Annotated in this window: 13 protein-coding genes; 5 read left to right on the plus strand and 8 right to left on the minus strand. The window is 50.8% G+C overall.

Annotated features, from left to right (window positions below; all coding sequences use genetic code 11):
• The first annotated feature begins 21 nt into the window (after window positions 1-21).
• Window positions 22-480 carry a DUF441 domain-containing protein gene (locus skT53_RS09295; RefSeq protein ID WP_226375394.1) on the plus strand — a complete coding sequence of 153 codons (459 nt, stop codon included), beginning with the start codon at window positions 22-24 and terminating at the stop codon, window positions 478-480.
• Window positions 481-495: 15 nt separating this feature from the next.
• Here skT53_RS09295 and skT53_RS09300 read toward each other — a convergent pair whose 3' ends face one another.
• From skT53_RS09300 to skT53_RS09315, 4 genes are all read right to left on the minus strand, one after another.
• Complete coding sequence (locus tag skT53_RS09300) at window positions 496-1,329, minus strand: 3-hydroxyacyl-CoA dehydrogenase family protein (protein WP_200760937.1); 834 nt, start codon at window positions 1,327-1,329, stop codon at window positions 496-498.
• Between the two features lie 184 nt (window positions 1,330-1,513).
• Window positions 1,514-2,941 carry an FAD-linked oxidase C-terminal domain-containing protein gene (locus skT53_RS09305; RefSeq protein WP_200760781.1) on the minus strand — a complete coding sequence of 476 codons (1,428 nt, stop codon included), beginning with the start codon at window positions 2,939-2,941 and terminating at the stop codon, window positions 1,514-1,516.
• On the minus strand, window positions 2,938-4,320 hold the full coding sequence (locus skT53_RS09310; protein ID WP_200760782.1) for a (Fe-S)-binding protein: 1,383 nt from the start codon (window positions 4,318-4,320) through the stop codon (window positions 2,938-2,940). The genes skT53_RS09305 and skT53_RS09310 overlap by 4 nt, the downstream gene beginning before the upstream one ends.
• A gap of 1 nt (window position 4,321) precedes the next feature.
• Window positions 4,322-5,647, minus strand: a complete 1,326-nt coding sequence (locus skT53_RS09315) for an FAD-binding oxidoreductase (protein ID WP_200760783.1) — start codon at window positions 5,645-5,647, stop codon at window positions 4,322-4,324.
• Between the two features lie 253 nt (window positions 5,648-5,900).
• On the opposite strand from skT53_RS09315, the gene skT53_RS09320 reads away from it, so the two are divergent.
• From skT53_RS09320 to skT53_RS09335, 4 genes are all read left to right on the plus strand, one after another.
• A complete protein-coding gene (locus skT53_RS09320; protein ID WP_200760784.1) occupies window positions 5,901-7,109 on the plus strand; it encodes an MFS transporter in 1,209 nt (402 codons plus the stop codon).
• Window positions 7,110-7,244: 135 nt separating this feature from the next.
• Window positions 7,245-8,210, plus strand: coding sequence for a lysylphosphatidylglycerol synthase transmembrane domain-containing protein (locus skT53_RS09325; protein ID WP_200760785.1), 966 nt, complete (start codon window positions 7,245-7,247; stop codon window positions 8,208-8,210).
• Window positions 8,207-9,058, plus strand: coding sequence for a patatin-like phospholipase family protein (locus skT53_RS09330; RefSeq protein WP_200760786.1), 852 nt, complete (start codon window positions 8,207-8,209; stop codon window positions 9,056-9,058). The genes skT53_RS09325 and skT53_RS09330 overlap by 4 nt, the downstream gene beginning before the upstream one ends.
• A 63-nt stretch (window positions 9,059-9,121) precedes the next feature.
• Window positions 9,122-9,418 carry a Dabb family protein gene (locus skT53_RS09335; protein ID WP_200760787.1) on the plus strand — a complete coding sequence of 99 codons (297 nt, stop codon included), beginning with the start codon at window positions 9,122-9,124 and terminating at the stop codon, window positions 9,416-9,418.
• Window positions 9,419-9,481: 63 nt separating this feature from the next.
• On the opposite strand, the gene skT53_RS09340 is transcribed toward skT53_RS09335, so the two are convergent.
• The 4 genes from skT53_RS09340 to skT53_RS09355 all read right to left on the minus strand — a co-directional run bounded on the left by skT53_RS09340 (window position 9,482) and on the right by skT53_RS09355 (window position 13,108).
• Window positions 9,482-10,528, minus strand: a complete 1,047-nt coding sequence (locus skT53_RS09340; protein ID WP_200760788.1) for a zinc-dependent alcohol dehydrogenase family protein — start codon at window positions 10,526-10,528, stop codon at window positions 9,482-9,484.
• A gap of 135 nt (window positions 10,529-10,663) precedes the next feature.
• On the minus strand, window positions 10,664-11,683 hold the full coding sequence (locus skT53_RS09345) for an aromatic acid exporter family protein (RefSeq protein WP_200760789.1): 1,020 nt from the start codon (window positions 11,681-11,683) through the stop codon (window positions 10,664-10,666).
• 67 nt (window positions 11,684-11,750) lie between these two features.
• Window positions 11,751-11,909 (minus strand): hypothetical protein, encoded by a 159-nt coding sequence (locus skT53_RS09350; protein ID WP_200760790.1) that lies wholly within the window; start codon window positions 11,907-11,909, stop codon window positions 11,751-11,753.
• Window positions 11,894-13,108 carry a GerAB/ArcD/ProY family transporter gene (locus skT53_RS09355; RefSeq protein WP_200760791.1) on the minus strand — a complete coding sequence of 405 codons (1,215 nt, stop codon included), beginning with the start codon at window positions 13,106-13,108 and terminating at the stop codon, window positions 11,894-11,896. The genes skT53_RS09350 and skT53_RS09355 overlap by 16 nt, the downstream gene beginning before the upstream one ends.
• Window positions 13,109-13,134: the final 26 nt, after the last annotated feature.

A 13,134-nucleotide genomic window follows, 5' to 3' on the forward strand; every position in this document is an offset into this window, starting at 1 on the left:
CAAAGAGAAAGGAGATTAGCGATGGACTCCTATATCATCTTGGCTGTCATCTTGCTATTAGGTGTTCTTTCCAAAAACACCGCCATTTGGATTGCCGCTGGATTTCTGATTTTGATTCGTCTGCTTCCTGCCAGCCTGATTCCTTCCAATACGGTTTTGCATTGGACCGATGAATATGCGATTAAAATTGGCGTAGCCATTCTCACGATCGGTGTATTGGTACCAATCGCCTTAGGAAAAATTTCGGGAACTCAGATTTTAAACAGTATAAAAACAGGTCCCGGCATTTTGGCTGTAATCGTCGGAATTGCGGTGGCCTATCTAGGGGGCCGGGGGACGGATCTCCTCGTATCTCAACCTATTGTCATAATTGGATTGCTTGTGGGAACGATTGTCGGCGTCGTATTTTTCGGTGGTATACCGGTTGGTCCCTTAATTGCGGCTGGCGTCGTGGCACTGTTTTCGAACATATTCAAGTAGGCAAAATCAGCCTCGTCATGTTCCGTACGAATAAAAACCGGTCCCGCTTTTACGGCCAAGTCGACCAGCCTCCACCATTTTTTTCAGCAGCGGGCATGGTCTGTATTTTGGATCCTGAAACCCTTCATACATGCTTTGAATTACATCGAGCAGCACATCAATCCCAATATAATCGGCTAACTCCAGCGGGCCGATCGGATGACTGGCTGCCAGTTTCATAGTGCGATCGACATCCTCCGGTTGCGTTCCTTCGTATACCAAAAACGCCGCTTCATTCAGCATCGGAATCAATACCCGATTAAATATAAATGCTGGCGAATCTTTTGCTACTACCGTCTGTTTGCCGAACTGACGCGCATACGATTCCGCTTTTTGAAACGTTTCGTCACTGGTCGTTAACGCGCGAACAATTTCCACCAACGGCATCACCGGCACCGGACAGAAGAAATGCATTCCGATCACTTTGTCCGGACGTTTCGTGACGGCTGCCAGTTCTGTGATCGATAAGGAAGAGGTGTTGGTCGCCAGAATCGAATCCGGTTGGACAAGCAGATCCAACTGCCTGAACAGATCCCGTTTCAATTCTATCTTTTCAGGAATCGCTTCCACCACCAAGTCCGCTTCCTTCCCATCTGCCAAATCGGTCGTTAATCGAATGCGGTCGAGGACTTTTTGCTTGTCTTCCTCGGAAATATTCCCTTTTCGGATCAACTTCCCCAGCGACTGTTCAATCGAAGCAAGCCCCTTTTTTGCCAATTCTTCCGTTTGTTCCACCAGAATCACCTGGTAGCCTGCCATTGCAGCCGTCTGCGCGATGCCGTTCCCCATGAGTCCTGCACCAATTACCATCACCGTTTGCAAACAAACCCCTCCCCGGTTTCTGTTATTTCCATTGTACCTGAAATCAAGAAAGCGGCATATCAGATGCCATTTTCAACATTCGCCAAATTCCTTTTTCCATAGACAAAGGTTGCCGAGAATGGCTTCTCAGCAACCCCTGTTCATTACCTGCGAGATATTTCTACGCCAGCTATTAATGCGCATGCGCCCCAACCAGCTTGACTTCCGCACAGCGGGACGGTTTCGGGAACAGTTTATCCGGATTGCACAGATTATCGGGGTTAAATACCCGCATGATCGCAACCTGTGCATCCAATTCTTCCTGTGTGAAAATTTTGGTCATGTCGTTTTGCTTTTCGATTCCGACACCATGTTCTCCCGTAATGGAACCGCCCACATCGGCGCATACCTGCAGCACTTGCGAGCCGACTTTTACCGCCAGCTCCGTATCGCCCGGTTTATCTGCATCGAACAAAATCAACGGATGCAGATTGCCGTCCCCCGCGTGAAACACGTTGGCGATGCGCAATCCGGAGTCACGGCTGATTTCCGCGATCCGACTAAGCACTTCCGGCAAACGGCTGCGCGGGATTACGCCATCCTGTACCAAATAGTCGGGTGACAGGTTGCCCATTGCGCCGAACGCCGTTTTCCGGTTCGACCACCACAGCCCGCGTTCCTGCTCGTTTTGCGCGACACGAACTTCCCGTACATTATATCCTTTGCAGATTTCCACGATCTCGTTTGCCGTTTCTTCCATGCCAGCCGTCAAACCATCCAATTCAATGATCAGCACAGCGGCCAAATCTTTCGGATAACCGACCACGTAGGTTCCTTTCTCGACCCCTTCAATGGCAAGCGTATCCATCATTTCCAGCGCGCCAGGAATAATCCCGTTTGCAATGATGGCAGATACGGTCTGGCTCGCATCGTCAACCGAATCATAAAGCGCCAGAACTGTCTTAACGCCCTGCGGTTTTTTCAAAATACGGACGAAAATTTTGGTGGCAATCCCCATCGTTCCTTCCGAACCCACTAGCAGCCCTGTCAGATCGTAACCGGGCATATCGGGCACCATGCCGCCGACCGTGACCATTTCACCGTTTGGCGTCACCATTTCCATGCCCAGCACATGGTTGCTCGTCACACCGTATTTCAAACAGTGCGGTCCTCCCGCATTTTCGCCGACGTTGCCGCCGATCGTGCAGGACATGCCGCTCGACGGATCCGGCGCATAGTAATACCCTTCGTGCTGAATTGCTTTTGTCAGCCGCAGATTGACATAGCCCGGTTCCACAACCGCTGTCCGGTTTCTGTAATCCACTTCCAACAGGCGCTTCATTTTCACCAGGCTGATCAATACTTCGCCGTTGATCGGAATCGCGCCGCCTGACAGCCCAGTTCCCGCACCGCGCGGGATAAACGGCTGCTTTTCACGGTTTAAAAGCTTTACAACCGCCGCCACCTGTTCTGCGTTCGCCGGAAAAACAACCGCTCGTGGCCTTTTTTTGTAGATCGTCAGACCGTCGCATTCATAAGCGACCAAATCGTCCGGTTTATAAAGGACAGACTGTTCACCGACAATGCTCTGCAATTGTTCAATCAATCGATCGCGGCTCATTTGCGTCCCCTCCCGCCGACAAGTTCCATTTGTTTTGCCTGCCCGGCTGCCGCTTGATCTTCCGCTTGGTAGGCCCGGTCGAGCAGCGTGATCGTATGCGCCACTTCCAGTTTCGCATCGATCCGATGAACGCCAACCTGAATTTGCATCATACAGCCCGGGTTGCCCATTGCAATACAGCTTACGTTGGATGGGACGTCTGCCATCTTGCGATCAAGCAACGGTCCGGCAATCTCCGGATGCGTAATATTGTAGATACCGGCGGAACCGCAACAACGGTCCGATTCGAACATCTCTACCAATTCAACGCCCGGAATCGAGCGCAAAATTTGCCTTGGCTGTGTGCGAATCTTCTGCGCATGCGCCAAGTGGCAGGCATCATGATAAGTAATTTTCATTTCGACCCGGCCTTTTGGCGCCTCATATCCCACTTCCACCAGAAATTCGGATACATCGCGCACTTTCGCCGCAAACGTTTCCGCTTTTTCGTGATATTGCGGATCGTTGTGCAGTAATTCCGGATATTCTTTAACTGCCGCTCCACAGCCAGCGGCGTTAATAATGATATAGTCAACATCAGCAGCCAAAAACACGTCGATATTCTGGCGTGCCATCGCTTTCGCAATATCCCGCTCACCCGCATGCACCTGCAAAGCTCCGCAGCAGCCTTGTCCCTCCGGCATCACTACATCAAATCCATTGCGTGCCAGTACGCGGGCGGTCGCCATGTTAATATCGGCGTACATGACGTCCATCACACAACCAAGAATCAGACCGACGGTTCCCCGTTTCTTGCCGATTGCAGGAAGTACGGTTCCAAGCGCCTCCCGCGATGTCTTGGCAGGTACCTGCGGCATGGCCGCTTCCATTTCTCTCAGGTGTTTGGGGAACAGCTTCATGATGCCTAAGCCGCGAGTCGCCGTTTGCAGTCCCGATTTTTGGTAGAAGCGCATAAACCGACCGAGCGTTCGCAAACGGTTCGGATGCGGGAAAATCTGCTTCAGGAATGTGCTGCTGATCATCCCTTTTACACCGGTCAATGGCTGCGCCTTTCTGACTTGACCACGCGCCTCTTCAATCAAGGCTCCAACCTGAACGCCGGACGGACAAGCGGTTTCGCATGCCCGACAATCCAGACAGCGAAACACCGGATCAATAAAAGAATCGTTGATATCCAGCTTGCCTTCCGCCACAGATTTGATCAAATACACACGACCACGCGGCGACTGTGCTTCATTGCCCGTTTCCTGATAGGTAGGACACGCATCCAAACAGAGTCCGCAATGCACACAGACATTGAATTTGTCGGGATCGGGTGGATCCGGCCATTTATAGTTCGAATGTTCCAACATGGCTGCCAGCGTTGTTTGTTCGCTCATCTCAGATTCCTCCCACAAACCGGCCAGGACTTAAAATCCCCTCCGGATCGACCGTATTCTTGATTCCTCTCATATACGAGATCGCGCTGGGATCCGTTCCCCACACACCAATCTCACTTTTCAGTCCATACTCGCCGTCTTCAATCACCAGGTAACCGCCGTTCGCTTCTGCCAGATTCCGCAGGGAGAGCGCCGTTTGTTTCAGTGCCTGCCGATCGTCTGACCGCAAACGAACGCGAAGAGTTCCCACTCCGATACTGACTGCATAGGAAAGCGACACCCGATTTTTTTCCGCTTCCTGTTCAAAAGCGGGCAGAAGATCATTCATGCGGGGAATCGGAAATCCGGCGCGAATCAGCAGCGCATTCGCTTCTGACCGCTTCCATTCCGTTCTGTACGCTTCCCAATAAGCACCAACCTGTTCATTGGTTTCTGTAAGAACTTGCTGACCGATGCCCATCGCATCTGCCATCTGCTTGATGCGTTCTGTTTGATATGCCGCCGCGCTTTTGACATCATCCGATCCAATCGCCAGATGATAGGCGGCAGATCCACCTTCCTGATCCGTCACCAGTTCGAGAGCGCTTGGCACCAGTTCGGAAGCCAAAACCTGAGCTGCCAAATCAACCAGTTTCTGCAGATCCGCGCTTTTAACTTTCACCAGTTCTCTATGTTTGGGGAAGGGCCGTAATTTGAACGTCACTTCCGTGATAAACGCCAATGTTCCGTTTGAACCGACAAACAGTTTGTTCATATCGTAACCAGCCACATTTTTCATCACTTTTCCGCCGCTCCGAATGATCTGTCCGTTCGGATAAGCAAGCCGCAAGCCAATCACATTGTCGCGCCAGGAACCGTACAATACGCGTTCCGGTCCGGCTGCTGCCGTTGCCACCAAACCGCCTACCGTCGATTCGGCCGATGTAACCGGCAGGATCGGCACAAATTGGCCATGTTCCATAAGATGCGCCTGCAGTTCGGAATAAGGTGTGCCTGCTTTGACGGTTACCGTCAAATCACCGACCGAGTAATCGACAATGCCTGTCAATCTTTTTGATGAGAGCAAAATAACAGCTGCACGCGGCGCTTCTCCCATCTGCAGTTGTTGTCCATTGCCGCTCGGAATAACAGCTATACGGCGTTCGTTCGCATATTTCAGAACAGCGGACACCGCTTCCTCAGAGTCTGGTTCCACCAGCACTAAATCCGCATCCGGCAGCCCCAGTTTGCCGCACAATTCGGCAGGACATTCGGATACGTGAGACGAACCTATCAAATCCTGCAAATCGACTCGAATTTGCAGCAAATTCGTTTCCGCCACTTTCATAAAGACTCCCCTCCCTAAAGAAAAACGACAAAAACGGCAGCGTGCCAACCAAGAAACCGCTTTCACCGCAAGTGGTCAGATGACCTGACGTGTACTTATTGTTTCTAATTATAAAGAATTTAAAATAATTTGACCAGACTTTTGTCTGAAGAAAATCTCCATTCTGAATGTATGACAGTTGTTTTTCAGTTTTGTTACGCTAATATTAATATAATGGAATACTTTTGGATCGTTTTGGGGAAGGAGTGTGTGTATGGATACCCTTTCAATTGCTACATCCGGCTACCGGCGGCTGCTGTTTGTGGCAGGCATCGGTTGGCTGTTTGACGCGATGGATGTCGGAATGGCTTCTTTCGTGATTGCCGCTCTAACGGCAGAGTGGCATTTGACTGCGACCCAGTCCGGGTGGCTCGGCAGCATCAATTCTATCGGCATGGCGATCGGGGCTTTTTTGGCGGGAATTTCGGCTGACCGAATCGGACGAAAATCGGTTTTGATCTTTACCCTCCTTTTGTTCAGTATCGCAAGCGGCCTGTCCGCATTGGCGAACACATTTGCCGTGCTGGCCGTTCTCCGTTTCCTGATCGGTGTTGGACTGGGAGGTGAACTTCCAGTCGCTTCGACACTCGTATCGGAAAGCGTTCCTGCCAAAGAACGGGGACGCATCGTCGTCTTGCTGGAAAGCTTTTGGGCAGTTGGCTGGTTGTTGTCCGCCGTAATTGCCTACTACATGATCCCGTCGATAGGTTGGCAGGCAGCGATGCTGTTCGGTGCGATTCCCGCTCTCTACGCGGTCTATTTGCGCTGGAGTTTACCGGAATCTCCCCGTTTGGAGCCGGTTGAAAAAAGGACTTCCGTTTGGCGGAATATGACGTCCGTTTGGTCACGCCCCTATCTGCGGTCCACTGCAACGCTTTGGATCACCTGGTTTTGCGTGGTTTTCTCGTATTACGGAATCTTTCTGTGGCTGCCTACGGTCATGTTCCTGAAAGGATATCCGATTGTAAAAAGCTTTGAATATGTATTGATTATCACACTTGCTCAACTGCCCGGATATTTCAGCGCTGCCTGGCTGATTGAAAAAATCGGCCGCAAATTCGTCCTCGTCACCTATCTGATCATGACTGCCGCCAGTTCGCTGATGTTCGGATTCGCAACATCGACCGGCATGCTTTTGGCATCCGGCATATTGCTGTCGTTTTTTAATCTGGGAGCCTGGGGCGCGATGTACGCTTATACGCCGGAACAGTATCCGAACGCGTTTCGTTCCACCGGAGCCGGTATGGCTGCCTCGGTTGGCCGCATCGGCGGCATTTTTGGACCGTTGATGGTAGGTTATCTGGCGGCGTCCAAAACTCCGTTTTCTGTCATCTTTGCGATTTTCTTTACCGTCACTCTGATCGGCGCTCTGGCTGTACTGTTATTGGGAAGGGAGACGAGAGCGGAGGAGCTGGCCAACTAATTCTCAGAAAGAAATTGATGAACATTCAGAAAGAAATTGATGAACATTCAGAAAGAAATTGATGAACATTCAGAAAGAAATTGATGAACATTCAGAAAGAAATCGGTGAACCTATTGAAAGTAAGCGGAAGCAGGATGTTTCGTGTCTTGATACCCCCGGTCAGTTTCGCACTGCTGGGATTTTTTCTTTACACACAGCGACAGGAATTGGCTTCCTTGCCCGGTTATTTCCGGCTGGTCAACACGCCAAACGCTGTTCTGCTGGGGATTCTGGAGTTGGCGGTGCTGCTGTTAATCGCGCAATCCAATCGGCTTGTTTACCGCTCGATCGGTGTGAAAAGCCGATTGCTCGATCAATTTCAGCTCTCGCTTGCGTCCGCGGCGATCGAACGGTTGTTGCCCAGCGGCGGAACGGCCGCAATCAGCTCCTATATTTTGTTGGCCCGCAACCGGGGCATCACGGCTGTGAATTCAATGAAAATGTCTGCTACCACATTTGTGCTCGGTTACGCGCAGATTGTTCCTTTACTGTTTGTACCGCTGATTTTTCTGGGAAAATCCGGCTTATCCGTGCACCAATCGCTATGGATCGTAGCCATATCCGGCGGGTTTGTGCTGTTGGTGGGGGCCATCTCGATTATGCTCGGTTCTGCTTACTTTATAAACCGCCTGCAAAAGTGGATCTGGGTATCTCGGCGTCCCCGTCTTCTGCACGCGTTGTCGGCTGCCCATCAGCATGTCCGGTTCAGTTGGCGACACCGCCGCCAACTGTTGCTGCCGCTGCTTCTTTTATGGGCTATTTATCCGCTGCGGGTAACTTCCCTGTCGGTCTGTTTTGCCGCTTTGCAAGTTCCCGTTTCCATTTCGACCGTTTGGATCGGATACAGCCTTACGATCCTCGTTTCTTTTCTGACCTTTCTTCCCACCACACTGGGTGTATTTGAACTTTCCATGGTGGGGACATTTGTGCTATTGAAAATCCCTGCGGATGCAGCAACGGCGGTTACACTGCTATACCGGATTTTTACCTATTGGCTGCCATTTCCAATCGGATTTATCGCTTGGTGGAATTTACGAAGGGGAGGCGTCGATTCACAGTGAAAACAGGTCTCGCGATCTCTGGCGGCGGGGTGTCAGGTGCGGCTGCGATAGGGGTAATCGAAGCTTTGGAAGAAGCCGGAATTGCAATCAGCCACATTGCCGGCACCAGTTCCGGCGCCATGGTGGCCTCCTTTTACGCATGCGGATTTTCAATCAGGCAAATAAAGTCGGTCATGCCGAAATTCACAAAGCGGCATCTGGATGCGGATTGGAAGAAAATTCTTCCCGCCGTTCTGTTTCGAAAAAAAAGATTGGACGGCTGGTTGAAAGGGATGCGCCTGCAGGAGCTGCTGGCGGAATTGACGGCGGGAAAACAGGTGGTTGACCTGCAAATTCCCTGTGCCATCGTGGCCACCGATCTGCGGAACGGTCAGCCGGTTGTCTTCGCCAAAAATCCGGTCCCCGGTTATACGACAGAAACAGATATCAGCATCGCACAGGCGCTGCAGGCCAGTTATTCGATTCCGGTTATCTTTCAACCGGTTCGCTGGAAACAGTATATTTTGGCGGACGGAGGCGTTTCCCTAAATTGTCCTGTACGCGTCGTACGGGCAATGGGCGCTGAGCACGTCATCGCGGTTGACACAGTAACTGCCTTTGCCAATCAGGATGTCGGATCCTTGCGGTCCGGACTGTCCATTTTCGCACATGTGATCAATCTGAATTTGCGGGATCAGATGAAGCACGAACATGCATATGCCGATTTTTCGCTATATCCGGATGTTGGACAGGTAGGCGCATTCGATTTCAGAAAAGTACCGCAGTGCGTCGAAGCCGGTTACCGTTATACAAGGGAACGGCTCGCGCAGATCAAAGACAGGCTGCAGTCACAGGAAAAAACCAGGTGAGCGCGACGAAAAGCGTGCAATCATGTATAATGATGTGGAAATTACATAGGGAGGAATATCCGAATGGTCGAACATCTGGTTCTCTTCAAGTTTTCGGAAACTACCACAAATGAGCAGAAAGATGCAATTATTGCGCAGGCACGCCAACTGAAAGAGGCAATCCCCGGAATCGTTGACCTGAAATGCGGCCGTAATTTTTCCGATCGCAGCAAAGGGTTTGAGGTAGGTTTGTCGGTCCGTTTCGAGAATCGGCAAGCGTTGGAAGCGTACGGCCCGCATCCGAAACACCAGGAACTTGTTGCAAAACTGCGTGAAATCGGCATGCAGGAAACGATTGTAGTGGATTTTCCAATTGAATAGCATCATTTCCGGAAGGAGAGCCGTCTGCATGTGTCGCGCAGACGGCTCTCCTGTCTCCTACGATTACCACTTATTTACCACGGTCACTCCAACCGATGCAAAATTCGACATATCCGCAAGCGCTTGGCCCGCCTCTTCGATTGAAATCGTACGCGTGACCAAATCGCCTGGGCGCAAACGTCCTTTTTCCACCATTTGCAGCATCTCCGGATAACGGGCGGCCTGCATGCCGAGTGAACCGACAATTTGCAGTTCGAACTGCACAATCAGATCGATTGGCAACGCAACCATGCCTTGCTCGTTCTGGGTGGTCAGACCCACCTGCAGATGGCGTCCCCGTCTCGCCAGGCTCAAAACGGAAGACTGACAGGTTGCTGCAATCCCCAGCGCATCAATCGAAACGTTAGCGCCGCCTTTTGTGATTTCTTTGATGGCTTCAGGCGCATTCTCCTTGCCTGCATTGACGGTGGCAACCGCTCCCAACTTTCTGGCAAATTCCAGTTTGTCATCGCCAATGTCGACCGCAATTACGTTGGCTCCAATGGCGGACGCAATCTGAACGGCAGACAGACCGATACCACCGCAGCCGTGTACCGCCACCCATTCACCCGGACGCACTTTTGCCTGATCTACAACCCCGTGGAAAGACGTCATAAAGCGGCATCCCATGCCAGCGGCATCAACGAAACCTACTCCATCCGGCAGGGTGACCAGGTTGATGTCCGCATTTGGCACGTTTACATACTGACCGTAGCCGCCCCAGTATGTAAAGCCAGGCATCTGAAGATGCTCGCAAATATTTTGATGGCCGGCCACGCACTGCGGACAGACACCATCGCCCTGGCTGAACGGCACGATGACCCGATCGCCTTTGCGGAACCTTTTTACGTTCGCGCCGACCTCTTCGACTACACCGGTAAACTCGTGACCCATCACATGCGGTAACGGCAGGTTCATCCATGCCCAATCGCCCATCCAGGCATGCCAGTCACTGCGGCAGACGCCGTTCGCTTCCACCCGTACGATCACTCCATCCGGGGTTAACTCCGGATCAGGCATCTCTTTCACAGACAGCGGTTTTCTCAACTCTTCCAAAACCAGCGCTTTCATTCAGATCCCCCTTTACCGATTTTTGAAAATTTCAACACTTAATAATATGTTATTCTCCACTTACGCAGAACAATCCTTCCCGCCAAATCTACGTTGACTAGCAGTCCAAAATAAAAAAGCAAGCTCAAGCGCCTGCTATCGAATCGAATTTTTCGCGGATATTTCTTTTAAAGCAACGTAATAATCTTTCAACTCTACGTAGAAATGATAGAGAGAAGCCCGAATCTCAAACTCTTTCCGGGTTTTTGGCAGGTCCATGGACTGAATGGAGCGGTCCAAAAAGCGGATCGCCCGATCAGTCAAACGGAATGGCGCCGTCCCCCGACGGAACACCCGCAATTGCAGGCCTATCAAAATCCGAATCAATCTTTGCAGCATGGGCACCGATTCCACCCACATGTCTACCTTCTCCAACACTTCTTGCAGGTTTAACAGATGCCCGCACAAAGCGTCCATCTGCGTTAACCTTCGAACGGCCTCTTGCGCTTCCCGCCCCTTTTGGTTATAGAACCAATGATCCTCAAAAATCAACTCTGCGTAGTGGCGGGCTTCCTGTATATACCCACGCACTTCCTTTACCTGACTGGCAAACTCCTGACCGGAAAAGCGTCCTTCAAATTGGCTCAATTGATCTGCCAATATATATAAAAGTCCGCGCAACATACCTTCCGAACGCTCCAGAAGCTCGTCAAGACGCTGTTCGTATCGCGGGACAGACAAAAGGTTCACCACAACGGAACAACTGATTCCGATAACGACTGTCGCAATTTGCTTTATCGCATGGATCACCAATTCTCCTTCAAATGACGAGAAAGAGGTGACGGCTGTCACAATTGCCAGAAAAACGGTGTTCTGCCACTTTAGTTTCAAATGAATCGCAAACAACAGATAAACAAGCAGCCCGACAAGCAACGGGTGTGTGCCAAATTGCCAGGCGACCAGATTGCCGCCGACCGTTCCGATTAAGGCGGAAGCCAGCTGATATTTGGCGACACCGAACGATCGGGTCAATGATTTTTGAGTCGCCAATATGGCAACAAGTGCCGCGTATGTATATCCCCTATATCCGAGAAAGGAGGCCAAGTATAGCGCCAAACCGGCCGCAATCGATGTTTTGACCACGCGTGCCCCGGCAAACCAGTTTACCAGTTTCATCGTATCACCCACAGCAGGAATTCGACAGTAACATGCAAACCCCTTTAAGGATAACTGCAAAAGGGGACTAAAGCAACATCGTATACCCGAATGCGGCAGCACCGACCATATGGAAGACGACAATTGTCTTTTCCAGTTTATCACATCGCTTCCACCACCAAAAGATAGTGGCCAATCCGAACACGCCCTCAAAAAACAATGAATACGCTACTATCGTTCGGAGCATTGCATAGTCTCCTCCTCATTTTCCGGTTGAACAGCCTGTTTGCTTATCCGATCAATCCGCTTGCTGCGGCCTTGTCCATTCGACCCCTTTGTTGCGCTTTTGGCAGCAGAAGACTGTCCGACTCCCCGCAGTTTCGCAGCTAGAAACAGGACCGCGGGAACAGTTCCGACAAAAAAAATGCCGACATTCTCCACTACGGTGCCCATGTCAAACACATCTGCAAGATTTTTCGGCCATAATGCCACCAGTGTGACCACTGGCACCAGAAAAACCACATTTTTGCTCTGTTCCATGCCATACAATTGCTCAACACCGTGTGAGGCGATAAATAGGCCAATGGCAATAGTAGAGAAGATGGTCATCACCCAAATGGTCAGGAATACGGATTCGAGACGCTCCAGAAAACCGCCCGGCACTTCCACTTCTTTTGCAATTTCCACCACTGGATAAAGGATTGTCTTCAGCGTCTGGCCATCGAACATGAGCACAGCAAAAACAACCACCAAAATGTTCAGCAGATTGACGGATAAAATCGCGCAGACAGCTGATTTTAATGCCTCTTTTGGATGTTTCATATACGCGCCAAATATCATGATCATTTCAAATCCGAGTACCGCAAATGCCGTTTCCGGCACCGCTTTTAACACGGGCAGGAAACCTTCTCCCAACACCGGTCGCAGGTTCTGAAAATCCGTTTTATTCCATACAAACACCATCAAGAGCAGAATGACTACTACGATAATTGGAAAAAACATCTGTTGAATGTATACGACCGGATGCATTCCGCCTTTTACCAAATAGATGGCTGTCAAAAGCATCACGAGCGCAATCACGGTAACCGGCGTCCGATGCATTAAATAAAACTGGATCACTTCTGCCGTAGAGCGTAATTCGTTTGAGATAAAACTGAGCACGTACAAGATATAACCGGTTGTCAGCACATATCCGGGAATTCGTCCAACTATCATCGGCACAAACTGGAAAAAGTCTTTCTCTCTAAACATCCGGGGAAACAAACCTACCAGACCTGCCGTCGTTATACCGATCAGCATGCCGAGAATGTTCGATATCCAAATATCCGGTGTGCCGGCCTCTTCCGTAAGCGTTCGCGGCAGGACCAGCAACCGAACGCCAATCATTGCGGATGCCAGGGTAATGAATACTTGGTTGAACTGTAGATCTCTGTTCGGTTGCTGCAAGCGATGGCTCCTCCTGTCTCTATCCG

Source organism: Effusibacillus dendaii, assembly GCF_015097055.1.
GTDB lineage: Bacteria > Bacillota > Bacilli > Tumebacillales > Effusibacillaceae > Effusibacillus > Effusibacillus dendaii.